We start from the raw sequence: 22,952 nt of genomic DNA on the forward strand, positions 1-22,952 counted from the left end.
GCTGGTACCTCACGAGAGCAGCTGGTGGATGTCGTGGGCGAACTCGGGGGCGGTCGTGCCCATCGTCCAGACCACGGGGACCGAGTTCTTCCCGTCGACGGCGAGGACCTGGGTGCCGTGGGTGACGTCGTACCCGCCGGAGGGCAGCCGGCGTCCCTTGTCGACCGGAACCCCGACGTCGATGGCGACCTTCTTGATCGTGGCCAGCGGCCCGGTGACGCCGACGAACGACGAGGAGAAGTGGTCGAGCCAGCGGCGGATCACCGGGCCGGTGTCTCGCGCCGGGTCGGTCGTCACGAAGACCACCTGCACGCTGTCGCGGTCGGACTCGTCGAGCTGGAGCATCGCCGAAGCCAGGGTGGCCATCGTGGTCGGGCACTCGTCGGGGCAGTGGGTGTAGCCGAAGAAGACCAGCGTGAGCCGCCTGTCGGTGCTGGTGGCCAGCGAGAAAGGATGCCCATCGGTGTCGGTCAGCTCGGTGGCCGGCGCGTGGTACGGCCGGTGGAGCACGGCGCCCGCGAACGTGTCGGCCTCGCTGCTCGCGCAGGCGGTCATAGCAGAGCCCAGCGCGAGCGCGAGCCCGAGCAGGAGGGTCCTACTCACGGCGTACCCCTCGGGCGAGGTCGTCGGTCAGCGCCGCCAGGGCTCTCAACCCGCCGGCCGTGTCGTCGTGATCGAGCAGGCAGCGGACGAGCGCGGAGCCCACGATCACCCCGTCGGCGTACGCCGCGACCTCGGCCGCCTGGTCACCGTTGCTGACGCCGATCCCGACCGCGACCGGCAGATCGCGACCCTGGTCGAGCACGGCGGCCTTCGTCCGGGCGACGAGCGGCCCCGCCACCTCGCTGGTCGTCGCCCGCGCCCCGGTCACGCCCATCACCGCGGCCGCGTAGACGAATCCGCGGCTCGCGACCGTGGTCATCGCGACCCGCTCGTCGGTCGACGAGGGCGCCACCAGGAAGACCTTGTCGAGGTCGTGCGCGTCGGCCGCGGCGATCCACGCGCCACCGCTGTCGGGGGTCAGGTCGGGCGTGATCAGCCCGGCGCCGCCGGCGTTCGCGAGGTCGGCGGCGAACCGCTCGACGCCGTAGTGGTCGACCGGGTTCCAGTACGTCATCACCAGGGCCGGCGTGCCGGTCGCCGCGACCGCCTCGACGGTGCTGAGCACGTCGCGGGTGCGGACGCCGCCGTCGAGCGCACGCTGGGCGGCGGCCTGGATGGTCGGCCCGTCCATGACCGGGTCGCTGTACGGCAGACCGATCTCGATCACGTCGCAGCCGGAGTCGACCAGCGCCTTCATCGCCTCGATGCCGGCGTCGACGGTCGGGAAGCCGGCCGGAAGGTAACCGACCAGGGCCGCCCGCTCGTCGGCCCGCGCCTTCTCGAACGCGGTCGAGGCGCTCACTGGATCGGCTCCGCGGCGCCGCCGGGATCGGCGTCGCCGAGGTGGAACCACTCGATCGCGGTGTCCATGTCCTTGTCGCCACGGCCGGAGAGGTTGATCAGCATGATGTCGTCGGGTCCATAGCCCTTCGCCACCTGCAGGGCGCCCGCCACCGCGTGGGCCGACTCGACGGCCGGGATGATCCCCTCGGTGCGGCTCAGAAGGGCGAGGGCGTCCATCGCCTCGGCGTCCGTCACTGGGGTGTACGTCGCCCTGCCGGACGCCGCCAGGTGGGCATGCTGCGGACCCACTCCGGGGTAGTCGAGCCCCGCCGAGATCGAGTGCGACTCGATGGTCTGGCCGTCCTCGTCCTGCAGGACGTAGGTGCGGGCGCCGTGCAGCACACCCGCGTCCCCCGCCTTGATGGTGGCGGCATGCCGACCCGTCTCGAACCCGTCTCCCCCGGCCTCGAAGCCGAAGATCTCGACGTCGTCGTCGAGGAAGGCGGTGAACAGGCCGATGGCGTTGGAGCCGCCGCCCACGCACGCGGCGATGCCGCGCGGCAGCACGCCGTACCGCTCCAGGCACTGGGCCCGCGCCTCGTCGCCGATGCCGCGGGTGAAGTCGCGGACCATGCTCGGGAAGGGGTGCGGCCCTGCCGCCGTCCCGAAGAGGTACGCCGTGTGGCCGACCGTCGCGACCCAGTCGCGGAGCGCCTCGTTGATGGCGTCCTTGAGGGTCGCGCTGCCGGAGTCGACCGGGACCACCGTGGTGCCGAGCAGCTGCATCCGGGCGACGTTCAGCGCCTGGCGCTTGACGTCGACCGAGCCCATGTAGACGGTGCAGTCGAGGCCGAAGTACGCCGCCGCGGTCGCGCTGGCGACGCCGTGCTGCCCGGCGCCGGTCTCGGCGATCACCCGGGTCTTGCCCATCCGTCGCGTGAGCAGCGCCTGCCCGAGCACGTTGCGGATCTTGTGGGCGCCGGTGTGGTTGAGGTCCTCGCGCTTGAGCAGGATGCGGCAGCCGACCTGCTCCGAGAGCCGCGTCGCCTCGTAGAGGAGGCTCGGCAGCCCGGCGTACTCACGGCAGATGGTGGCGAACTCCGCGGTGAACGCCGGGTCGGCCATCGCGTCGTGCCAGGCCTCGGTCAGCTCGTCGAGCGGCGCGACCAGCGCCTCCGGCATGAAGCGTCCGCCCCAACCGGTCTCGCCGCCGAACCAGCCTCGCTCGTCCGCCTCCCAGGACGTCGTCACGCGGTCACCCCCGTCATGGCGCGGACCGCAGCTTCGGGGTCACCGTCCCTGACCAAGGACTCGCCGACCAGCACGACGTCGGCGCCGTCGGCGACGAACCGGCGTACGTCGTCGGCGCCGGAGATGCCGCTCTCGGCGACCAGCACGACGTCGTCGGGCAGCAGCGGGGCGAGCTTGCCGAAGGTCGCCGGGTCGACCTCGAGGGTCTTCAGGTTCCGGGCGTTGACTCCGACGAGCCCGGCACCGAGATCGACGGCCCGCTCGGCCTCGGGCTCGTCGTGCACCTCGACCAGCGGCGTCAGGCCCAGCTCGCGCGCCGTGTCGTGCAGCCGCTCCAGCAGGTCTCCGGGAAGGGCGGCGACGATCAGCAGCGCAAGGTCGGCACCGTGGGCTCGAGCCTCGAGCAGCTGGTAGCCGTCGACCACGAAGTCCTTGCGGAGCACCGGGAGGCCTACGGTCGCGCGGACCGTGTCGAGGTCGGCGAGGCTGCCACCGAACCTGCGCTCCTCGGTGAGCACACTCACCGCCGCTGCTCCGCCGCGCTCGTACGACGCCGCGAGCTCACCCGGGTCGGGGATCTCCGCCAGGTCGCCCTTGCTCGGGCTGCGACGCTTCACCTCCGCGATCACCGAGGAGCCGGCGGCACGGAAGTCGGGCATCGGGTCGCGGGGCGGTGGTACGTCGAGCAGCCGGGCCCGGAGGTCGGACTCGGAGGTCTCGGCCTGCCGCCGCGCGAGGTCCTCGCGCACGCCCACGACGATGTCGTCGAGCACGGACATGACGGGGCCCTCCACTGCCTCCAGTACTGCGCGGGATCGCCGTCAAGCCTCTCACGCGCGGACAACCGCTCCGCCACCCGCCCGGTCCGCGACTGTTGACCCGGGCGGCACCGGCCCGGGTAGGGTCGCGCAACACCCAGGCACACCCTGGGGACACCCAGGCCGCCCGCCGGCGGCCCTCGGAAGGGGACACCATGAGCTACGACGCGCCTCCACCGCCACCGCCCTCGCAGTACGGCGGCAATCCCTACGGCGGCGGGCCGTACGGTGGCCCGCCTCCGGGCGGCCGCGGCAAGGCCACGGCATCGCTGGTGTGCGGCATCGTCGGCCTGCTGGTGTGCGGCCTCATCCTGGGCATCGTGGCGGTCGTCCTCGGCCGGCAGGCACAGTCGGAGGGTCAACGGGGTGGCCCGGCGAAGGCGGGCGAGGTCCTCGGCTACATCGACATCGCGCTGTGGGTCGTGGTCATCATCATCTACGTCGCCACCCGCTGACGGGCCGGCCCATCTCGTCCGGTCGCTCAGCAATGAGGCTGCGCCGGAGCGTCAGGGAGCCAGCCAGCTGCCGGGCAGGTTGCGGGCGACGGTGAACGCGACCAGGAGCGTCCACAGGCCGATCCGCACGGGCCTGGACAGCACCGGGAAGACCCGCATCTCGCTGCCGCTCCACGCGGCGTAGCTCCACCGGGCGAAGAACACCAGCGCGAACGGGATGGCCAGCACCATCAGCAGGTTGCTCGAGGCGGCCTGCTCGAGGTGGCCGTTGCCGAGGTCGTTGACGCCGCGCAGACCGCCGCAGGCGGGGCAGTAGATGCCGGTGAGCGCGTACAGCGGGCACACGCCCCACGAGTGGGTGACGTGCGGATCGCGGACGTGCAGGCCCACCGTCCCGGCCGCGACCGCCGCGGCGCTGAGCACCGGCCCCCGGATGCGCTCCCAGCGGGGGCGGCGAGTCAGGTGCTCGGCCGTGAGCGTCATCAGTGGCCCGGGCCGTTGAGCCCCATCTTGGCCATGACCACGAACACGACGAACGAGGCCGCACCGATCGCGACACCGACCCAGAAAATCGCATAGTTGATGGGGTTGAACATCAACCCGATCCCGGCCACCACGAAACCGAGCATCGCGACCGCCACCGCGGCCCAGGCGGCCGGGGTGTTGCCGTGGTTGTCAGACATGCAGGGCTCCTCGAGGGGTCCTCGGCGGTTCGGGTGACCGCATTCTAGGGGTCGGTGGTGTCGGTCGGATCGCGCCCCTGGTCGATGGCGCGCCACAGATCGACGTTCTCCTGGTCGGCGGGATCGGGGGCCGCGGTGGTCGCCGTCGGGGCGTCGTACCGCTTGCCCATCTCGGGCCAGTCCGGCACGTAGCGGACCGCGATCGCCGCCGAGAAGAGCGCGAGGACCGCGGCGACCAGCGCGACGTACCACCAGGCGGTGGTGTGGACGCCCGCGGGCGTGCGGCCCAGGTCGACCGTCGCGTTCCGAGCCGAGTCGAGGGCCGAGGAGCGGCCGACGACCGCGGTCGTGACGAGTCCGACGGCGACCAGCGCACTCAGCGCGGCGACGGCGCGCCGCAACCGGCCGCGGGTGACCAGCAGCACGCCCCAGCAGGCCAACCCGACCAGGCCGAGGGCCGCGGCGAGCGGCACGTGGCCACCGGACTTGTCGACGAGCGTGCTGCCCGCCTGACCGTCGGGCGCGCCCCACGGCTTGCCGCCGGCGAGGGCGGCGAGGCCGGTGCCGGCGACACCGAGCACGACCGCCGGACCGAACCAGCGGCGGCGTTCAGTCCTTCGACCGGTCATCGGTCTCCCAGACCAGGCCGTCGTCGAAACACGTGCGGGTGCCGGTATGACAGGCGGGACCCTCCTGGTCGACCTGCAGCAGGACGGTGTCGCCGTCGCAGTCGAGGCTGACCCGGCGTACCCACTGGCGGTTGCCGGAGGTCTCGCCCTTGGTCCAGTATTCCCTGCGGCTACGGCTCCAGTACGTCGCGCGGCCGGTGGCGAGCGTCCGGGCCAGCGCCTCGTCGTCCATCCACCCGAGCATCAGCACCTCGCCGGTGTCGTGCTGCTGGGCGATCGCCGGGACCAGCCCGGCGCCGTCGCGTTTCAGGCGCGCGGCGACGGTGGGGTCCAGGTCCATGCGGCCAGTCTTCCATCCGGTCAGGAACCGGCCGCGCGCGTGGTCGAAGGTAAAGAATTGCCGGAGTCTCCTACGCGCTTCGACCACCCGATTCGCGTCGAAAACGGTCATCGACGAGGAATTCCACGCTCCGCATGGCCATTCACGGACACATCGGCGACCTGGCGGCCTCTGTCCGGACCTCGGCGCAGCCTCGGTGCCTCGGTCAAGTTTCCGAAAACTCTCCGCGGCGTTCTGCAACCGTTCGCTACCTTGACGGGACGTGGCCACACCCCCCAAGCCCATGGCCACGACGAACGGCGCTCGCGCTCTCCATGCGAGCGCCGTTCTGGGATTTCAGGGGGCCGGACTCATGGCTGCCAATGGCCAGCGCCGGTCAGCGGTGAGCTGGGACCCGTCACACCGACCCGAACCGATCCGGGCTCACCGCCCACCACCACCGCCCCCGACCGACGCCGCACGGCGGTGAGCTGGGACCCATCACACCGACCCGAACCGATCCGGGCTCACCGCCCACCACCACCGCCCCCGACCGACGCCGCACGGCGGTGAGCTGGGACCCGTCACACCGACCCGAACCGATCCGGGCTCACCGCCCACCGCCACCAGCCCGGGCGACAGCCTTCACCGGACCGGGTTGCCCGCCTCGCTCAGCGCCGCCTTCACCTCGGCGACCGAGACGGTGCCGAAGTGGAACACCGTCGCGGCCAGGACGGCGTCGGCGCCGGCGTCCACCGCAGGCGGGAAGTCGGCGGCGGCGCCGGCACCACCGGAGGCGACCACCGGGATCGACACGGCCGCGCGGACCAGCCGGATCAGCTCGAGGTCGAAGCCCGACTCGGTGCCGTCGGCGTCCATGGCGTTGAGCAGGATCTCGCCGGCGCCGAGTTCGGCCCCGCGTGCGGCCCACTCGATCGCGTCGAGACCGCCGGACTTGCGACCACCGTGGGTCGTCACCTCGAAGCCCGAGCTCGGGTCGGGGCCAGACGAGACCACCCGGCGGGCGTCCACCGAGAGCACCAGCACCTGCGACCCGAACCGGCCGGCGATCTCGGCGATCAGCTCCGGCCGGTGGATGGCCGCGGTGTTCACCGCGACCTTGTCGGCGCCGGCCCGCAGCAGCCGGTCCACGTCCTCGACGGAAGACACTCCTCCACCGACGGTCAGCGGGATGAACACCTCCTCCGCCGTGCGCGAGACGATCTCCGAGGTGGTCGCACGACCTTCGTGAGAAGCCGAGATGTCGAGGAACGTGAGCTCGTCGGCTCCCTCCGCGTCGTACCGCCGCGCCAGCTCGACCGGATCGCCGGCGTCGCGGAGGTTCTCGAAGTTCACGCCCTTGACCACGCGCCCCGCGTCGACGTCGAGGCACGGGATCACCCGCACGGCCAGGCTCATCCCGGCCCCCGTGTCAGAGCGAGGGCGTCGCCCAGCGTGAACCGCCCCTCGTACAGCGCCGTCCCGATGATCGCGCCCTCGACCCCGTCGCCCACCAGACCGGACAACGCCTGGAGGTCGGCCAGCTCGGTGATGCCGCCGCTGGCCACGACCGGGCGGTCGGTGACGGCACAGACGTCGCGGAGGAGCTGGAGGTTGGGGCCCTGGAGCATGCCGTCCTTGTTCACGTCGGTGACGACGTAGCGCGCACAGCCCTCGGCGTCGAGCCGCGACAGCACGTCGTAGAGGTCGCCGCCCTCGCGCGTCCAGCCGCGCGCGGCGAGCGTCCGTCCTCGTACGTCGAGCCCGACCGCGACCCGGTCGCCCCACTCGGCGATCGCCGCCGAGCACCACGCGGGCTGCTCGAGCGCGGCGGTGCCGATGTTCACGCGGCGGCACCCGGTGGCCATCGCCGCAGCCAGTGACTCGTCGTCGCGGATGCCGCCGCTGAGCTCCACCCGTACGTCGACCCGACCCACGATGGAGGCGAGCAGCTCCCGGTTGTGGCCACGACCGAAGGCCGCGTCGAGGTCGACCAGGTGGATCCACTCGGCGCCCTCCTCCTGCCAGCGCAGCGCGGCCTCGACCGGGTCCCCGAACCTCTTCTCCGACCCGGCCACGCCCTGCACCAGCTGCACGGCCTGGCCGCCGGCGACGTCGACGGCCGGCAGCAGCTCGAGGTGGGTGGACATGGCGTGTGACCCTAGTGGCGGTGCCGACGCGGTCGGGCACCCGTCTCGCGGCGTACGGCGGTGACGACGTCGCCGATCTCGACCGGCCCGGTGGTGTCGACCACGACGGTCCGTGGAGTCCCGAGCGACTCCGGGTGGTCGGCCGCGTCACGGATCCGGGCGAGGGTGGCGTCGTCCGGCGGCAGGTGCGGCCACGACCGCGGGCGCGCGACGTACCGTTCGACGGCCACGACGGCGGGGACCTGGCAGCGCACCTCGACCGTCTGCTCCCACCAGCGCTTCAGGAGGTCACGGACGCGCTCCGTGTCGCGGCGTGGCGCGATCCAGATGTCCACCACGGCCTCGCCCTCGAACGCCTCGAGCCGGCGCACGAGCTCGGCCTCCGCGTCGTACCGGAGCCACTCGCGCGGGGTGTCCTCGGCCTCCGCGGCGAACTCCTCCTTGATCGCGTCGAGCGAGACCAGCGGCTGACCGAGCCGCTCGGCGAGCACCGTGGCGAGGCTGGTCTTCCCGGCGCCCGGTACGCCGGTCACGACGACGAGCGGCATCCGGTCGGGGCTCACAGGGTCCCGACCCAGTTGCGGAGGAGCCGGGCTCCGGCGTCGCCGGACTTCTCGGGGTGGAACTGGGTGGCGCACAGCGGGTCGTTCTCGACGGCGGCTACGAACCGGTCGCCGCCGTGCTCCGACCAGGTGACCAGCGGCGCGCGGGTCCGGCCGTCCGTGCGCAGGTCCCAGGAGCGGGCGGCGTAGGAGTGCACGAAGTAGAAGCGCTCCTTGTCGACGCCGGAGAACAGGGTGGAGCCGTCGGGGACCTCGACCGTGTTCCAGCCCATGTGCGGAACGATCGGAGCCTGCAGGCGCTCGACCACCCCGGGCCACTCGTCGCAGCCTTCGGTCTCGACGCCGTGCTCGACCCCGCGCTCGAAGAGCACCTGCATGCCGACACAGATGCCGAGCACCGGTCGTCCACCGGCGAGACGACGTCCGATCGCGCGCGGCCCGTCGACCGCACGGAGCCCCGCCATGCACGCGGCGAAGGCACCGACCCCGGGGACGACGAGCCCGTCGGCGTTCTCGGCGGTCTGCCGGTCGGAGGTGAGCTCGACCTCGGCGCCGGCCCGCTCGAGGGCGCGGACGGCCGAGCGGAGGTTGCCGGAGCCGTAGTCGAGAACCACGACCTTCTTGCTCAGAGGGTCCCCTTCGTGGAGGGGACGCCGGTCTCGCGCGGGTCGATCGCGACGGCGTCGCGGAACGCCCGGGCGAGGGCCTTGAACTGGGCCTCTACGAGGTGGTGCGGGTCGCGGCCGGACAGCACCCGCACATGCAGGGCGATCTGGGCGTGGAACGCCAGGGTCTCGAAGACATGGCGGGTGAGGGAACCGGCGTACGCCGCGCCCGACTCGCCGCCGATCACGACGTACGCCTGTCCGTCGGGCTCGCCGACGTGGACGCAGTAGGGGCGTCCGGACACGTCGACCGCGCACTGGACCAGCGCCTCGTCGAGCGGCACCATCGCGTCACCGAACCGACGGATCCCCTGCTTGTCGCCGAGCGCCTCCCGCAGCGCCTGGCCCAGCACGATCGCGGTGTCCTCGACGGAGTGGTGGGCATCGATGTGGGTGTCGCCGTCGGTGGTGACGGTGAGGTCGACCAGGGCATGGCGCGCGAACGACGACAGCATGTGGTCGTAGAAGCCGACACCCGTCGAGACGTCGGCGCGACCCGATCCGTCGAGGTCGACCTCGACGTGGACCTTCGACTCCTTGGTCTGCCGGTCGAGGCTGGCGGTGCGGCTCATGTGTAGGACTCTTTCATTCCGTCTTCATCACAGTGGTCAGTGCTTCCCGGAATGCTGCCATCTCGGCGGCCGTGCCGATCGAGACCCGCAGCCAGCCGTCGGGCCCGACCTCCCGGATCAGGACGCCGCGGTCGAGCAGGCCCTGCCAGACGGCGTGCCGGTCGGGGAACGTCCCGAACAGCACGAAGTTGGCGTCACTGTCAGCGACGTCGAAGCCCTGGGCGCGGAGCCAGGCCACCGTCTCGTCGCGCTCCTCGCGGAGCCGGTCGACGGCTGCGAGCAGCTCGTCGGCGTGGCGCAGCGCAGCCCCCGCGACGGCCTGGGTGATCGCCGACAGGTGGTAGGGCAGCCGGACCACCCGCAACGCGTCGCACACCTCGGGGGCGGCCGCCAGATATCCGACGCGGGCACCGGCGAGCGCGAACGCCTTGCTCATGGTGCGGGTCACGACCAGGTTCGGGTACGCCGGGAGCAGCTCCAGCGCGCTGGGCGTTCCTGCGCGCCGGAACTCGGCGTACGCCTCGTCGACGACCAGCACGCCCTGGTCGAGCTCCTCGCAGAGCAGGCCGATCACGTCGTGCGGCAAGGCGGTGCCGGTCGGGTTGTTCGGCGACGGCAGGAGTACGACGTGTGGTCGCCGCTCCCGGACCAGCGCGACGGCGCGGCCGGGGTCGAGGGTGAAGTCCTGCTCGCGGTGACCGACCTCCCAGCCGGTGTGGGTGTCGCGGGCGTACTCGGGATACATCGAGTACGTCGGCGCGAAGCTCAGCGCCAGACGCCCGGGTCCGCCGAACGCCTGCAGCAGGTGGAGCATCACCTCGTTCGAACCGTTCGCGGCCCAGACCTGGGCCGGCGTGACGCCGTGCCCGAGGTAGGCCGCCAGCGCTTCCCGCAGGGCGAGGAACTCGCGGTCGGGGTAGCGGTTCAGGCCACGGGCGGCCTCGGCCACCGAGCGCTCGATGTCGGCCACCACCGACGGCCCCGGCGGGTAGGGGTTCTCGTTGACGTTGAGCAGGACCGGGACGTCGAGCTGTGGGGCGCCGTAGGGCTCGATGCCGCACAGCTCCTCCCGCACCGGCAGGGAAGGCGTCATCGGCTGAACCTGACCCGGACCGCCTCGCCGTGGCCGGGCAGGTCCTCCGCGTCGGCCAGCGTCACGACGTGGTCGGCCACCTCGGCCAGCGCCTCGCGGCTGTAGTCGACCACGTGCACCGCCTTCAGGAACGACCGCACCGACAACCCCGACGAGTGGCAGGCGCAGCCGCCGGTGGGCAGCACATGGTTGGAGCCCGCGCAGTAGTCGCCGAGCGACACCGGCGCGAACGGCCCGACGAAGATCGCGCCGGCGTTGCGCACCCGGGCCGCAACCGCCGCCGCGTCGGCGGTCTGGATCTCGAGGTGCTCGGCCGCGTAGGCGTCGACGACCTCGAGTCCCTGCTGGAGGTCGTCGACCAGCACCATCCCGGACTGCTGCCCGCCCAGAGCGGTCCGGATCCGGTCGGTGTGCCGGGTGGCCAGCACCTGCTTCTCGAGCTCCGCCTCCACGTCGTCGGCGAGTCGCAGCGAGTCGGTGACCAGGACGCTGGCCGCCTGCGGGTCGTGCTCGGCCTGGCTGACCAGGTCGGCGGCGACGTACGCCGCGTCGGCGCCGTCGTCGGCGAGGATCGCGATCTCGGTCGGCCCGGCCTCGGCGTCGATGCCGACCCTTCCCTTGAGCAGTCGCTTCGCCGCGACCGTGTAGATGTTCCCCGGACCTGTGACCAGGTCGACCCGCTCGCACTCGCCCGCGCCGTAGGCGAACATCGCGATCGCCTGCGCGCCGCCGACGGCGTACACCTCGTCGACCCCGAGCAGTGCGCACGCCGCGAGGATGGTCGGCTCGGGCAGGCCGTCGTGGTCCTTGCGAGGTGAGCTGGCCAGCGCGATCGAGGACACTCCGGCGACCTGCGCCGGGACGACGTTCATCACCACGCTCGAGACCAGCGGCGCAAGCCCGCCCGGCGCGTAGAGCCCCACCCGGCGGACCGGCACCATCCGGTGGGTGACCGTCGCCCCCTCACCGAGCGACGTGGTGACGTCATGCTCGAGCTCGGCCTCACAGGTACGTCGCAGCCGCGCGATCGACTCCTCCAGCCCGGACCGCACGGCCGGGTCCAGCTCCGCGAGTGCCCGGTCGAGAGCCTCCCTCGGGACGCGCAACTGCTCGGGCGCGACCCCGTCGAACCGCAGGGACAGCTCCCGGATCGCCTCCGCCCCGCCGGTCCGGACGGCCTCGCAGATCGGGCGCACCGCCTCGACGGCGGCGTCGACGTCGAGCTCCGCGCGCGGCACCGCGTCGCGGTAGTCCGACGACGTGCTGCCCCGCAGGTCGATGCGTCTGATCACCCGAAAAGTCTAGGCGTGACGCGCCGCTCCTTCGGCCACGGCCTCTCTGGGTGGACGGCTACCGTGAACCCATGAGCGACACGCTCCCGATGTTCCCCCTGAACACGGTGCTGTTCCCCGGCATGAGCGTGCCGCTGCGGGTCTTCGAGGACCGGTACCGCGCCCTGGTGCACCACCTGCTGCGGGTCGAGGACCCGACCGAGCGGGTGTTCGGCTCGGTGGGCATCCGCGAGGGGTACGAGGTCGGCGAGCACGGCGCCCAGTGGGTGTTCCGGGTCGGGTGCCGGGTGAAGATGACCGAGGTCGAGGCCCACGCCGACGGCACCTTCGAGCTGGTCGCGGTCGGGCTCGACCGGATCGAGCTGGAGCACCTGGACACCAGTGGTGCCTACCCCGTCGGCCGGGTGGTCCCGCTGGCGGAGCACGAGGTCTCCGTCCCCGACGCCGTCGCCGAGGCCGCGCGGGTCACCTTCGCGGCGTACCGCGAGGCCCTGCTCGAGATCGACCGGGAGCCGCCGGCCGCCGAGCTGCCACGCGACCCGGCGTACCTCTCCTGGGCGCTGGCCGCGCTCGCCCCGCTGACCCTCGCGCAGCGCCAGGCGCTGCTCGAGGCCGAGGACGCCGACGCCCGCCTGCGGATGGCCACCGACGCGCTCCGCGCGGAGCTGCGCACGATGCGCGTCATCCCGTCGCTGCCGGCCACCGAGATCGCCCGGACCCGCTGGTCGCCTAATTGAGACGCGCAGCTGACTGCGAGGAACGAGCGGTCAGCGTGGGCGGTTTCGAGACGCTCGCAGAGCTCGCTCCTCCACCACCAGAAGCAGAGCTCGCTCCTCAACCACCGGAACGAGAGCTCGTTCCTCGCGCGCCGCTGCGCGGCTCAGTTCGTCGAGATCTTGAACGAGAATTTGAACACGTCACCGTCGGTCCACGACGACGCGCCGACGGACCGCAGCGGCGTGACGTTGTCGAGGGTCTCCTGGTCCCCCGCGGCGGCCTTCTTGATCGACGGCTCCAGCGCGTCGATGTCGACGTAGAACAGTGAGCTCGCGTTGCCCGCGTCGGGCACCACGGAGGTGAAGGCGTCGCTGTCGCCCAGACCGCCGCCGTCGAGCACGTGCTGGCGGTAGTCCGCGGAGGGCCCGATCGCCACCAGGCCGTCTCCCGAGTCGGAGCCGAGGAACGGCAGGTCGCCGGTCTTGGCCCGGATCTTGTCCAGCACCTGCTCGATCGCGGCCGGGTCGCCCTTGACCGTCACGGCGATCGGGAGCCCGCTGCCGTCGGCGGAGTTCTCGGCGGCCTCGAGGTCGAAGTCGTCGCCGATCGAGACGGAGACTCCCGAGCCGAGCAGGGTCTCGAGGTCGCCGGGCACGTCGAGCCCGGTCTCGGCCGACAGCTCCCGCATCGCGTCCTCCTTCGACATGCCGCTGCCGAACATGGAGGTCACCTGGTCGAGATAGCGGTCGAGCCAGCCCTGCGGGAAGCTGAGGCCGGCGGCCGCGGCGGTGTCGTCCGGAAGCCGCTGGACGAGCGCACCACCGGTGGTGCCGGTGAGGTCGGAGAGCTGCGGCGCACGTCCGTCGGCGGCCACGGCGAACTCGAGGCCGTCGCCGGTGAACCGCAGCGTGGCGGCCGCGCCCTTGAACCCGGACAGCGCCTGGGTGAGCGGGTTGTCACCGCCTGGCGTCGTCAGCTGGTAGGCGCTGGACTGCGCCAGCCCGGAGCTGCTGCCGAAGGTGTTCAGGTCCGGGGCGAGGAAGGAGCCCTGCAGCTGCTCGGCGAGGACACGCCCGGCGTCCGGTGAGGCGTAGGCGTTGAGCACTCCGGCCTCGCCGACCGCCTTGGTCCACTTCTGGTACGTCGCGTCATCGGCCAGCGTGCCCTTGCCGGCAGCGGCGGACACCTCGTCGGCCACCTTCTGCGACTGCGCGACCACGGCCCAACCGTCATGGATGACGAAGCCCGCCGTGTCCTCCTGGTGGTCGCACGCGTCGATCGCCGCGATCGCGTCGCGGGCCTTCCCCTCGTCGGTCACCTGCACGACGACGACCATGTCGGGACTGCTGCCGCCGTCGTCCACGGCTGCCACGGCCGCGCGCTCGCCCAGCCACGGCTCGATGTCGTGGTCATAGGTGAGATTCGTGCAACCGGTGTCCGAGAGCATCGACTCACCGACCTTGCGCCGGATGTCGTCGACGCTGTTGACACCGACCTCGTTCTTGAAGGCGGGGAACTTGTTCAGCGTCCGGAACGCGTCGATCTTCTGTCCCCCGGCGGGGTCGAGGTCGATGCTCAGGTAGGCCACGGTCGACGCCGGCAGCGCCTCGGCGGGCTGGGCGCCCTGCTGGAAGAAGTTCAGCGCCGCCCAAGCACCCGCGCCGAGGCCCAGCAGCGCCACGACGCCGCCGCCGATCCACCATGCGCGACGGCGACGGCGTGGCCGCGGAGCGTCCGTTGCGGTCGGCTGCTCGGGGGGCAGGGGGTCGCCACTGCCGTACTCGAGATACTCGGGCGTGCCGCCAGGCGGCTGGTGCTCGGACATGGCGTCAACTTCCCCGTGAGAAACGCGTGGTACGACGTGTGCGGCGGGCAGCCTACCCGTGCCGAGGCCCCGGGACGTCGGCTTCGGGACGATCGCTCGCGCCCGTGTCGTCGCCGCGGTGGTGGGCGAACGATCCCGGTAGCGCGAAGTAGACCAGCGCGAGCACGAACAGCGACGTCATCGGCCATGCCAGGTAGGGGCTCTTCCCCGACACCTGCAGCTGGCCGGGGACCGATGCGCGCCCGGCCGTGTGCGCGGCGACCGCGGCCGGGTCGGCGGGACCGAGGAGGGTCCCGACCCGCCACATCAGCGCCGCGGCGAGCGCGGATCCGACCACGACGAGCGCCAGGACCAGCAGCTCGCGACCGCGCGTCAGCAGGGTCACGGCGAGGGCCACCAGGGCGCTGGTGACGGCGGCCACCAGCGCGTACAGGCCGGTGCCGGTGAACACGCGGCGGAGCGAGGCGTAGCTGTCGTAGAGCACCTGGTGGTGGTCGATGACCTGACCGGGCGGGGTCCAGACCCACTGCCAGACGACGCCGGCGACCGCACCCAGCACGGCGTACGTCAGCAGGATGAGGAGCGCGGGCCGCACCGGGCCGCCCGAGGCGAGGAGCCCGGGCCTCCTCGATGGGTGGGGGTCGTTCATCCGCTCAGGCATCCCGGGCCGAGGAGCTGCTTGAGGTCGGCGAACAGCGGTGCGCCGGCGGCCACCCGGAAGGTGTCGTCGACCCGGAGCACCTTGGTGCCGTCCCGGCCGCGCAGGCGCAGGTGCACCTCGGTGACGCCGGGGTGGGTGCGGAGCACCTCCTTGAGCTGGTCGACCACCGGTGGCGTGCACCGGGTGATCGGCAGGCTCACCACGACCGGGCCCGACGGACCGTCCTCGAGGTCGGGAACGGTGACCTCCTCGCCGCGGATCTCCGGCTGGTCCTTGCTCCGGGAGAGCTTGCCGCGCACGGTGACGATGGCGTCCTCGGCGAGCAGACCGCCGGCGAGCTGATAGGTGCCGGGGAACATCAGCACGTCGATCGCGCCGTCGAGGTCCTCGATGGTGACGACCGCCCAGGTGTCGCCCTTGCGGGTGATCTTCCGCTGGACCGCGGTGATCAGGCCGGTCACCTGGATCGGACTGCCGTCGGGACGCTCCTCGTCGAGCAGGAGCTGCCCGATGCTGCAGTCGGAGGCCCCGGCCAGGACCTGCTCGAGCCCCATCAGCGGATGGTCGGAGACGTAGAGCCCGAGCATCTCGCGCTCGTGCCCGAGCAGGGTCATCTTGTCCCACTCGTCGATGTCGGGGACGGCGACGGTCATGTCGAAGATCGGCACGGAGTCGGCCCCGCCCATCAGGTCGTCGAAGAGGGAGTCCTGGCCGCCGCCGGAGTCCTTCTTGATCGACGCGTAGCGGTCGACGGCCTGCTCGTGGATCGCCACCAGCGCACGCCGCTTGTGCTTCATCTCGTCGAAGGCGCCGGCCTTGATCAGCGACTCGATCACCCGCTTGTTGCAGGCCAGCGGGTCGACCTTGTCGAGAAAGTCGTTGAAGTGCTCGTAGCGGCCCCGCGCCACCCGCGCCTCGACGATCTTGTCGACGACGTTCGCGCCGACGTTGCGGATGGCGGTGAGGCCGAAGCGGATGTCGGTGCCGACCGGGGTGAAGGTGGCGTCGGACTCGTTGACGTCGGGCGGGAGCACCTGGATCTTCATCCGGCGGCACTCGTTGAGGTAGATCGCCATCTTGTCCTTGTCGTCCTTGACGGACGTCAGGAGCGCGGCCATGTACTCGGCGGGGTAGTTCGCCTTGAGGTACGCCGTCCAGTAGGAGACCAGGCCGTACGCCGCGGCGTGCGCCTTGTTGAAGGCGTAGTCGCTGAACGGCACCAGGACCTCCCAGAGCGTCTTGATCGCGCTCTTGGAGTAGCCGTTGGCGAGCATGCCGGCCTCGAACGGCACGTACTCGGCGTCGAGGATCTCCTTCTTCTTCTTGCCCATCGCCTTGCGCAGCAGGTCTGCCTGGCCGAGCGAGTATCCGGCGACCTTGCGGACGATCGCGAGCACGTGCTCCTGGTAGACGGTCAGGCCGTAGGTCTCGCCGAGGATCTCCTCGAGCGGCTCCGCGAGCTCGGGGTGGATCGGCTCGATCGGCTCCCGACCGGTCTTGCGCCGCGCGTACTTGTTGTGGGAGTCCATGCCCATCGGGCCGGGCCGGTAGAGCGCACCGACCGCGCAGATGTCGGCGAACTGGTCGGGCCGCATCGACCGGAGCAGGGCCCGCATCGGCCCGCCGTCCAGCTGGAAGACTCCGAGCGTGTCGCCGCGCTGCATGAGGGCGTACGTCGCGGGGTCGTCGAGGGCGAGGTCCTCCAGGACGACCGTCTCACCGCGGTTGCGCTCGATGTTCGCGACGGTGTCGTCGAGGACCGTGAGGTTGCGCAGCCCCAGGAAGTCCATCTTGATGAGCCCGAGGTGCTCGCACATCGGGTAGTCGAACTGGGTGATGATCGCGCCGTCCTGCGGCCGCCGGATCAGCGGAATGATGTCGAGCAGGGGCTCGCTCGACATGATCACCCCGGCGGCATGGACGCCCCACTGCCGCTTCAGCCCCTCGAGCCCGATCGCGGTGTCGACGACGGTCTTGACGTCGTGGTCGGACTCGTACAGCGAGCGGAACTCCGCGCCCTCGCCGTACCGCTTGTGCTCGCGGTCGAAGATGTCCTTGAGCGGGATGTCCTTGCCCATCACCGCCGCGGGCATCGCCTTGGTGATCCGGTCGCCCATCGCGAAGGGATAACCGAGGATGCGGCTGGAGTCCTTGACGGCCTGCTTGGCCTTGATCGTGCCGTAGGTGACGATCATCGAGACGCGGTCCTCGCCGTACTTCTCGGTGACGTAGCGGATCACCTCGCCGCGCCGACGCTCGTCGAAGTCGATGTCGAAGTCGGGCATCGAGACGCGCTCGGGGTTGAGAAAGCGCTCGAACAGCAGGCCGTGCTCGAGCGGGTCGAGGTCGGTGATGCGCATCGCGTAGGCGCACATCGAGCCCGCCCCCGAGCCGCGGCCCGGGCCGACGCGGATGCCGTTGTCCTTGGCCCAGTTGATGAAGTCGGCGACCACCAGGAAGTAGCCCGGGAAGCCCATCTGGAGGATGACGTCCATCTCGAAGTCGGCGCGCTCGCGGACGGGGGTGGAGATGCCGCCGGGGTAGCGGCGCCTGAGACCGGTCTCGACCTCCTGGCGGAACCACGACTCCTCGGTGTGGCCCTCGGGCACCGGGAAGCGCGGCATGTAGGTGCCGTTGCCCTCGGTGAAGCTCACCTCGCAGCGCTCGGCGATCAGGAGGGTGTTGTCGCACGCCTCCTTCAGGCCGTGCTTGCCCTCCCACAGCTCGCGCATCTCGGCCGCGGACTTGATGTAGTAGCCGTCGCCGTCGAGCTTGAAGCGCTTGGGGTCGCTCATCACCGACCCGGACGAGACGCACAGCAGGTGCTCGTGGGCCGGCGCGTCCTCGCGCATGACGTAGTGGGAGTCGTTGGTCGCGATCACCGGGATCGCGAGGTCGCGGCTGAGCTGGAGCAGGCCGTCGCGCACCCGCTTCTCGATGACCAGGTCGTGGTCCATCAGCTCGATGAAGTAGTTGTCGCGACCGAGGATGTCCTGGAACTCGGCAGCCGCGTCGCGGGCCTTGCCGTAGTCGCCGATGCGCAGCCAGGTCTGGACCTCGCCGGACGGGCACCCGGTCGTTCCGATCAGCCCCGCGGCGTACTCGGCCAGGAGCTCGCGGTCGGCGCGCGGCTGGTAGTAGTAGCCCTCCATGCTGGCCCGGCTGGAGAGCCGGAACAGGTTGTGCATGCCGGCGGTGCTCTCGGCCAGCAGGGTCATGTGGGTGTAGGCACCGGACCCGCTGACGTCGTCGTCGCCGCCGTCGTTCCACCGGACGCGCTTCTTCTCGAAGCGGCTGGTGTTGGGGGCCAGGTAGGCCTCCATGCCGATCAGCGGCTTGATGCCGGCCGCCTGGGCCTTGCTGTAGAAGTCGTAGGCGCCGAAGACGTTGCCGTGGTCGGTCATCGCGATCGCGCTCATGCCGAGCTCGGAGGTACGCCGGAAGAGGTCGTCGAGGCGGGCCGCGCCGTCGAGCATGGAGTACTCGGTGTGGACGTGGAGGTGGACGAAGTCTCCACGAGCGGCGGCGGATGCGGACCCGGACGACATGGGTGGGGAGGCTCTCCTCAGCGGCAGCTGTGCGGTCAGGTTCAGGCGGTCGGGCAGGCTGACGCTCGGCCTGGACGGACCAGCTGGGGGAAGGACGCCAGCCTACGCGACCACGTGAGTGATCCTGGCAGGGCGCACCGACAGCCACGCCCTCACGGACGCGCGGGCGCGTGACCGGGTCAGGCGTAGTTCTGGAGGCGGCGGAGGATGTCCAGGCTGGGGTAGTGCTCGCCGCTGACCCTTTCCATCAGGATGCTGGCGTACTCGTCGGTCTCGTCGTCCCGGATGATCTGCTCGATCAGGTCGAGATGGGTCGTGGACGGGTACGGGTCGTCGCGGACCTTGTCGAGGAGCAAGTCGAGGATCTGCCGGTGCAGGTCGTCCTCCCCACCGTTGTCCCCGCCGTTGCCACGGCTGTCGCTTCGACTGCGGTCCCTGCGCCGCTCGCGTGCCATGTCGCTCCTCCCATCGATCCCCGCCGACGTGCCTCGACTCCCATGAGTCGCGTTCGAGCCGTACCCACGTGCGTCGTACCGAAACGAGCCGGCGAGTGGTCAGGATTCGAGAAGCGCCCCTTGCGGGACGCTGCCTAGGCTCGTGCTCACCCAAGACCGAGAAGCTGCAGGAGGAGAGGACATGGCGACGAAGGCCACCACCGAGAGCACGAACGCCGCCGGCTGGACCGACGAGGAGCGGGCCGCGATGAAGGAGCACGCGGCGGAGATCAAGCGCGCCGGCGGCAAGGGCGCCGCGAAGGCGGCCGACGAGGCTCAGGCCTGCCTCGACAAGATCGCGGAGATGCCCGAAGCCGACCGCATCCTCGCCGAGCGCGTCCACGCCATCGTCACAGAGACGGCGCCGGAGCTGACGGTCAGGACCTACTACGGGATGCCGGCGTACGCCCAGGACGGGAAGGTGCTCTGCTGGTTCAAGGCCGCGGCGAAGTTCAAGACCCGCTACGCCACCATGGGCTTCAGCGACATCGCCGACCTGGACGACGGGAACGTCTGGCCGACGGAGTTCGCGATCACCCAGCTCACGAAGGCGGACGAGAAGAGGGTCGCGGACCTGGTGAAGCGGGCCGTGGGCTGAGGCCCGGTGGGCGCTCCACTGCCCCGCAGCGGACTCGAGGATCCGACGTACCGCGTACGTCGGATCTTCGAGCTTCCCGCCACGGTCCGAGACGGTCACTCGTCTCCCGGGTCCTCCTGGCTCCCGGGGTCGTCACTCGGGGGCGCCGAAGGGTGGTCGTCCGGCTCGGGGGCCGGGCTCTCCTCGGTGGGCTTGTCGCTCGGTGTCTCCATGCCCGGCCGGTACCCGGTGCCGCCCCCGGACAACCGCGGCGCGCGCCAGGTCGGTCACGAGGTCGGTGGTCGCCATGCCATCCGGATGTCCGGCGCCTTCTCCTCGTTGCCGGAGCCGTCGGTGCGCTCGACCTCGACCAGGCCGCGGCGTTCGTACAGCCGCCGGGCTCCGACGTTCGACTCGAACACCCACAGCTCGTAGCCGTCGGGGTGCGTGGCCTCGACGACGTCGAGCAGCAGAGACCCGATGCCCTGACCCTTGAGGTCGGGGCGGATGTAGAGAGAGTCGAGGAAGTTCGGCGTGCAGGTGGCGAAGCCGAGCAGCTCGTCGCCGCGTTCGGCCACCCACATGGTCACGTCGTCCTCGCTGACCCGGCGTGCGACATAGGCGCGGTCCTCGGCATTGGTGTGCAGGGCCGGCGGCATCTGGGGGACGGCGTGGATCCGGGCCAGCGTGTAGAGGTCGGCGATGGCGACGGCGTCATCGGGACCGGCCTGCCGCACGTTCGCGACCTCGGACTCAGTGTGCGTCACGGATGACCTCCAGGGCGTGCGCGAGGTCGTCCGGGTACGGCGACTCGTACTCGACGTAGGCGCCCGAGTCCGGGTGCTCGAACCCGAGGCGCACGGCGTGCAGCCACTGCCGCTCGAGCCCCACCCGTCGGGCGAGCGTGGGGTCGGCGCCATAGGTCAGATCGCCGACGCACGGGTGCTTGAGGGCGCTCATGTGCACGCGGATCTGATGGGTCCGCCCGGTCTCGAGGTGCACCTCGATCAGCGAGGCGAACCGGTGTGCCTCGAGCGTCTCGTAATGGGTCACGCTGTGCCGGCCGTCGGCCATCACCGCGAACTTGTAGTCGGCCTTCGGGTGACGGCCGATCGGCGCGTCGATGGTGCCCGTCAGCGGATCGGGATGCCCCTGCACGAGCGCGTGGTAGACCTTGTCGACGGTGCGGTGCCGGAAGGCGTTCTTGAGCACGGAGTAGGCGCGCTCCCCCTTGCAGATCACCATCACCCCCGACGTCCCGACGTCGAGCCGCTGCACGATGCCCTGCCGCTCGGACGCGCCACTGGTCGCGATCCGGAAGCCGGCCGCCGCGAGATGACCGACCACCGTCGGACCGGACCAGCCGGGTGACGGGTGCACGGCGATCCCGACCGGCTTGTCCAGGACCACGATCGAGTCGTCGTCGTGGATGATCCGGATGCCCTCCACCAGCTCGGGCTCGACCTCGAGCGGGTCGGCGACGGAGGGCAGCGTCGCCTCGAGCACGGCGCCGGGGTGGACGCGGTCGCTCTTGCCGGCCAGGTCGCCGTCCACGCGCACGTGACCGTCGGTGATCAACGACGCGGCCCGGGTCCGCGAGAGCCCGAACATCCGCGCCATGGCGGCGTCGACCCGCTCTCCCGCAAGTCCCTCGGGGACGAAGACGACCCGCTGCTCCGCGCCGTCGGACACGCTCACGACCGCGAGTGGCGGGCGCCGGTGATGCCGATGCCCCGCCAGGTCTGGATGATGATCAGGACGACCGCAGCGTCTATCAGCATGTCGGCGACGTTGAACACCGGCCAGTGCGGCAGCTCGAGGAAGTCGACTACATGCCCGCGCAGGAAGCTGGGCTCACGGAAGATCCGGTCGGTCAGGTTGCCGCAGACCCCGGCGAGGAGCATCCCGAGCGCGATCGCCCAGATGCGGTCGCCGAGCCTCCGCCCGAACCGGATCACGACTCCGGCGGCGATCACCGCGATCGCCGTCAGGATCAGCGTGTACGACGTCCCGGTGCTGAAGGCCGCACCCGGGTTACGGACCAGGTCGAGTCGCAGCAGGTCGCCCACGACCTCCACCGGGTCGTTCGGGTCGAGGTGGGCGACCGCGAGCAGCTTGGTCCCCAGGTCGACGGCGTACGCCGCGAGCGCGACGAGGACGAAGAGGAGCCGGTGCCGCGTGCTGGGTGTGGTCGGGTGCTCGGCGGGATCGGTGGAACTCAGCGACGTTCCTCGCGTTGCTTGCATGTCAGGCACAGTGTGGCACGGGGGAACGCCATGGACCGGCCCTTGCCGATGGGGTTGCCGCAGGACTCACAGATGCCGTAGGTCCCGTCGGCGATGCGGGCCAGGGCCCGCTCGATCTGCGCGAGCTTCTCGCGTTCGTTGTTGACCAGCGTCAGCTCCTGGTCACGCTCGAAGCTGGTCGCGCCCATGTCGGCCTGGTCGTGTCCGGCGCCGTCACCGGCGTCGCGCATCAACCCGGCCAGCTCCTCCTCCTGGGCGGCCAGTGTGCGGATCACGCGGGCGCGGTCGTCGTTCAGGTCCGAGATGACCTCGTCGATCTCGGCCTTGGTCCACGGCTTCTCCCGGGGCAGGACCGGCAGGCTGGCCGGGTTGACGGCACCCCTGCGCCGCCCGGCCGTGGCCTTCTTGGTGGGCGGGGCAGCCTTCTTCGCGACGGTCTGAGGGGGCGGCGGCGCGGACTTCGTGGCAGCCTTCTTGGCGGGCGCGGTCCTCGTCGCAGCCGCCTTCTTGGCGGGCGGGGCCGTCTTCGCCGCGGTCTTCCTGGCCGGAGCAGCCGTCGTCGGAGCCTTCTTCGCGGGAGCCTTCGTGGCCGAGGCCTTCTTCGCGGGAGCCTTCTTCGCGGGGACGGCCTTGGTGGCCGCTGGGGCCTTCTTTCCGGCCGCCTTCTTCGCCGCTGCCTTCTTCATGGGTGCCTTCTTGGCGGGTGCTGCCTTCGTCGCGGCGGTCTTCCTCGCCGGTGTCGCCTTCGTCGCCGCGGTCTTCTTCGCCGCGGTCTTCTTCGCCGCAGTCTTCTTCGCCGGGACCTTCGTCGCCGCAGCCTTCTTCGCGGGAGCAGCCTTCTTGGGAGCCGTCTTCTTCGCCGGAGCGGCAGATCCGTTGGCCTCGGCGTTGCTGGAGCCCGAGCCGGAGCCCCGGCGCGACACCGCCTTGCGCGCGGCGGAGGCGGCCTTGCCGGCCAGCGACCGGGTCGTGCTGCGAGCCATGGGAACCTTCCGGGCCGTGGAGCGC

Annotated in this window: 26 protein-coding genes; 3 read left to right on the forward strand and 23 right to left on the reverse strand. The window is 71.3% G+C overall.

The window, feature by feature from the left end; all coding sequences use genetic code 11:
• Positions 1 to 9: 9 nt before the first annotated feature.
• The 4 genes from VGK78_RS19125 to trpC are packed head-to-tail and all read right to left on the reverse strand — an operon-like array spanning position 10 to position 3,416.
• Positions 10 to 603, reverse strand: coding sequence for an SCO family protein (locus VGK78_RS19125; protein WP_331529331.1), 594 nt, complete (start codon positions 601 to 603; stop codon positions 10 to 12).
• Positions 596 to 1,405: a tryptophan synthase subunit alpha gene (gene trpA / locus VGK78_RS19130; protein ID WP_331529332.1), complete on the reverse strand. Its 810-nt coding sequence runs from the start codon at positions 1,403 to 1,405 to the stop codon at positions 596 to 598. Before trpA ends, VGK78_RS19125 begins: the two co-directional genes overlap by 8 nt.
• Entirely contained in the window at positions 1,402 to 2,637 is a 1,236-nt protein-coding gene (gene trpB / locus VGK78_RS19135; RefSeq protein ID WP_331529333.1) for a tryptophan synthase subunit beta, read from the reverse strand. The genes trpA and trpB overlap by 4 nt, the downstream gene beginning before the upstream one ends.
• Complete coding sequence (gene trpC / locus VGK78_RS19140) at positions 2,634 to 3,416, reverse strand: indole-3-glycerol phosphate synthase TrpC (protein WP_331529334.1); 783 nt, start codon at positions 3,414 to 3,416, stop codon at positions 2,634 to 2,636. The genes trpB and trpC overlap by 4 nt, the downstream gene beginning before the upstream one ends.
• Positions 3,417 to 3,610: 194 nt before the next feature.
• Here trpC and VGK78_RS19145 point away from each other — a divergent pair, with 194 nt between their 5' ends.
• Positions 3,611 to 3,910 carry a DUF4190 domain-containing protein gene (locus VGK78_RS19145; protein WP_331529335.1) on the forward strand — a complete coding sequence of 100 codons (300 nt, stop codon included), beginning with the start codon at positions 3,611 to 3,613 and terminating at the stop codon, positions 3,908 to 3,910.
• A 51-nt stretch (positions 3,911 to 3,961) separates the two neighbouring features.
• On the opposite strand, the gene VGK78_RS19150 is transcribed toward VGK78_RS19145, so the two are convergent.
• The 11 genes from VGK78_RS19150 to hisD all read right to left on the reverse strand — a co-directional run bounded on the left by VGK78_RS19150 (position 3,962) and on the right by hisD (position 11,876).
• Positions 3,962 to 4,393, reverse strand: coding sequence for a DUF2752 domain-containing protein (locus tag VGK78_RS19150; RefSeq protein WP_331529336.1), 432 nt, complete (start codon positions 4,391 to 4,393; stop codon positions 3,962 to 3,964).
• Positions 4,393 to 4,593: an HGxxPAAW family protein gene (locus VGK78_RS19155; RefSeq protein WP_331529337.1), complete on the reverse strand. Its 201-nt coding sequence runs from the start codon at positions 4,591 to 4,593 to the stop codon at positions 4,393 to 4,395. Before VGK78_RS19155 ends, VGK78_RS19150 begins: the two co-directional genes overlap by 1 nt.
• A 44-nt stretch (positions 4,594 to 4,637) precedes the next feature.
• The gene (locus tag VGK78_RS19160; protein ID WP_331529338.1) at positions 4,638 to 5,222 is read right to left on the reverse strand and encodes a Trp biosynthesis-associated membrane protein; all 585 of its coding nucleotides are present in this window, start codon (positions 5,220 to 5,222) and stop codon (positions 4,638 to 4,640) included.
• Complete coding sequence (hisI, locus tag VGK78_RS19165; RefSeq protein ID WP_331529339.1) at positions 5,203 to 5,562, reverse strand: phosphoribosyl-AMP cyclohydrolase; 360 nt, start codon at positions 5,560 to 5,562, stop codon at positions 5,203 to 5,205. The genes VGK78_RS19160 and hisI overlap by 20 nt, the downstream gene beginning before the upstream one ends.
• A 624-nt stretch (positions 5,563 to 6,186) precedes the next feature.
• Positions 6,187 to 6,960 (reverse strand): imidazole glycerol phosphate synthase subunit HisF, encoded by a 774-nt coding sequence (gene hisF / locus VGK78_RS19170; protein WP_331529340.1) that lies wholly within the window; start codon positions 6,958 to 6,960, stop codon positions 6,187 to 6,189.
• Positions 6,957 to 7,691, reverse strand: a complete 735-nt coding sequence (gene priA, locus VGK78_RS19175; RefSeq protein WP_331529341.1) for a bifunctional 1-(5-phosphoribosyl)-5-((5-phosphoribosylamino)methylideneamino)imidazole-4-carboxamide isomerase/phosphoribosylanthranilate isomerase PriA — start codon at positions 7,689 to 7,691, stop codon at positions 6,957 to 6,959. Before priA ends, hisF begins: the two co-directional genes overlap by 4 nt.
• 11 nt (positions 7,692 to 7,702) lie before the next feature.
• A complete protein-coding gene (locus VGK78_RS19180) occupies positions 7,703 to 8,239 on the reverse strand; it encodes an AAA family ATPase (protein ID WP_331529342.1) in 537 nt (178 codons plus the stop codon).
• Between the two features lie 11 nt (positions 8,240 to 8,250).
• Positions 8,251 to 8,883 carry an imidazole glycerol phosphate synthase subunit HisH gene (gene hisH / locus VGK78_RS19185; RefSeq protein WP_331529362.1) on the reverse strand — a complete coding sequence of 211 codons (633 nt, stop codon included), beginning with the start codon at positions 8,881 to 8,883 and terminating at the stop codon, positions 8,251 to 8,253.
• Entirely contained in the window at positions 8,880 to 9,491 is a 612-nt protein-coding gene (gene hisB, locus VGK78_RS19190) for an imidazoleglycerol-phosphate dehydratase HisB (RefSeq protein WP_331529343.1), read from the reverse strand. The genes hisH and hisB overlap by 4 nt, the downstream gene beginning before the upstream one ends.
• Before the next feature lie 13 nt (positions 9,492 to 9,504).
• Positions 9,505 to 10,584 carry a histidinol-phosphate transaminase gene (locus VGK78_RS19195; protein ID WP_331529344.1) on the reverse strand — a complete coding sequence of 360 codons (1,080 nt, stop codon included), beginning with the start codon at positions 10,582 to 10,584 and terminating at the stop codon, positions 9,505 to 9,507.
• On the reverse strand, positions 10,581 to 11,876 hold the full coding sequence (hisD, locus tag VGK78_RS19200; RefSeq protein WP_331529345.1) for a histidinol dehydrogenase: 1,296 nt from the start codon (positions 11,874 to 11,876) through the stop codon (positions 10,581 to 10,583). The genes VGK78_RS19195 and hisD overlap by 4 nt, the downstream gene beginning before the upstream one ends.
• Positions 11,877 to 11,947: 71 nt before the next feature.
• Here hisD and VGK78_RS19205 point away from each other — a divergent pair, with 71 nt between their 5' ends.
• A complete protein-coding gene (locus tag VGK78_RS19205; protein ID WP_331529346.1) occupies positions 11,948 to 12,613 on the forward strand; it encodes an LON peptidase substrate-binding domain-containing protein in 666 nt (221 codons plus the stop codon).
• A 143-nt stretch (positions 12,614 to 12,756) separates the two neighbouring features.
• Here the strand turns inward: VGK78_RS19205 and VGK78_RS19210 are convergent, their stop codons facing one another.
• From VGK78_RS19210 to VGK78_RS19225, 4 genes are all read right to left on the reverse strand, one after another.
• The gene (locus VGK78_RS19210; RefSeq protein WP_331529347.1) at positions 12,757 to 14,418 is read right to left on the reverse strand and encodes a DUF3352 domain-containing protein; all 1,662 of its coding nucleotides are present in this window, start codon (positions 14,416 to 14,418) and stop codon (positions 12,757 to 12,759) included.
• Between the two features lie 52 nt (positions 14,419 to 14,470).
• Positions 14,471 to 15,079, reverse strand: coding sequence for a hypothetical protein (locus VGK78_RS19215; protein ID WP_331529348.1), 609 nt, complete (start codon positions 15,077 to 15,079; stop codon positions 14,471 to 14,473).
• Positions 15,064 to 18,627 carry a DNA polymerase III subunit alpha gene (gene dnaE / locus VGK78_RS19220; protein WP_331529349.1) on the reverse strand — a complete coding sequence of 1,188 codons (3,564 nt, stop codon included), beginning with the start codon at positions 18,625 to 18,627 and terminating at the stop codon, positions 15,064 to 15,066. Before dnaE ends, VGK78_RS19215 begins: the two co-directional genes overlap by 16 nt.
• A 179-nt stretch (positions 18,628 to 18,806) precedes the next feature.
• Positions 18,807 to 19,082 carry a hypothetical protein gene (locus VGK78_RS19225; protein ID WP_331529350.1) on the reverse strand — a complete coding sequence of 92 codons (276 nt, stop codon included), beginning with the start codon at positions 19,080 to 19,082 and terminating at the stop codon, positions 18,807 to 18,809.
• Between the two features lie 181 nt (positions 19,083 to 19,263).
• Between VGK78_RS19225 and VGK78_RS19230 the strand changes: the two genes are divergently transcribed.
• Entirely contained in the window at positions 19,264 to 19,719 is a 456-nt protein-coding gene (locus VGK78_RS19230; RefSeq protein ID WP_331529351.1) for a DUF1801 domain-containing protein, read from the forward strand.
• Between the two features lie 266 nt (positions 19,720 to 19,985).
• Here the strand turns inward: VGK78_RS19230 and VGK78_RS19235 are convergent, their stop codons facing one another.
• From VGK78_RS19235 to VGK78_RS19250, 4 genes are read right to left on the reverse strand one after another with little or no spacing between them, the layout of a single operon-like run.
• Complete coding sequence (locus VGK78_RS19235; protein WP_331529352.1) at positions 19,986 to 20,465, reverse strand: GNAT family N-acetyltransferase; 480 nt, start codon at positions 20,463 to 20,465, stop codon at positions 19,986 to 19,988.
• A complete protein-coding gene (locus VGK78_RS19240) occupies positions 20,452 to 21,396 on the reverse strand; it encodes an RluA family pseudouridine synthase (protein ID WP_414690711.1) in 945 nt (314 codons plus the stop codon). Before VGK78_RS19240 ends, VGK78_RS19235 begins: the two co-directional genes overlap by 14 nt.
• Positions 21,393 to 21,944, reverse strand: coding sequence for a signal peptidase II (gene lspA, locus VGK78_RS19245; protein WP_331529353.1), 552 nt, complete (start codon positions 21,942 to 21,944; stop codon positions 21,393 to 21,395). Before lspA ends, VGK78_RS19240 begins: the two co-directional genes overlap by 4 nt.
• Entirely contained in the window at positions 21,917 to 22,927 is a 1,011-nt protein-coding gene (locus VGK78_RS19250; RefSeq protein WP_331529354.1) for a TraR/DksA family transcriptional regulator, read from the reverse strand. Before VGK78_RS19250 ends, lspA begins: the two co-directional genes overlap by 28 nt.
• Positions 22,928 to 22,952 lie beyond the last annotated feature (25 nt).

The sequence above is a fragment of the Nocardioides sp. genome (genome assembly GCF_036503465.1).
GTDB lineage: Bacteria > Actinomycetota > Actinomycetes > Propionibacteriales > Nocardioidaceae > Nocardioides.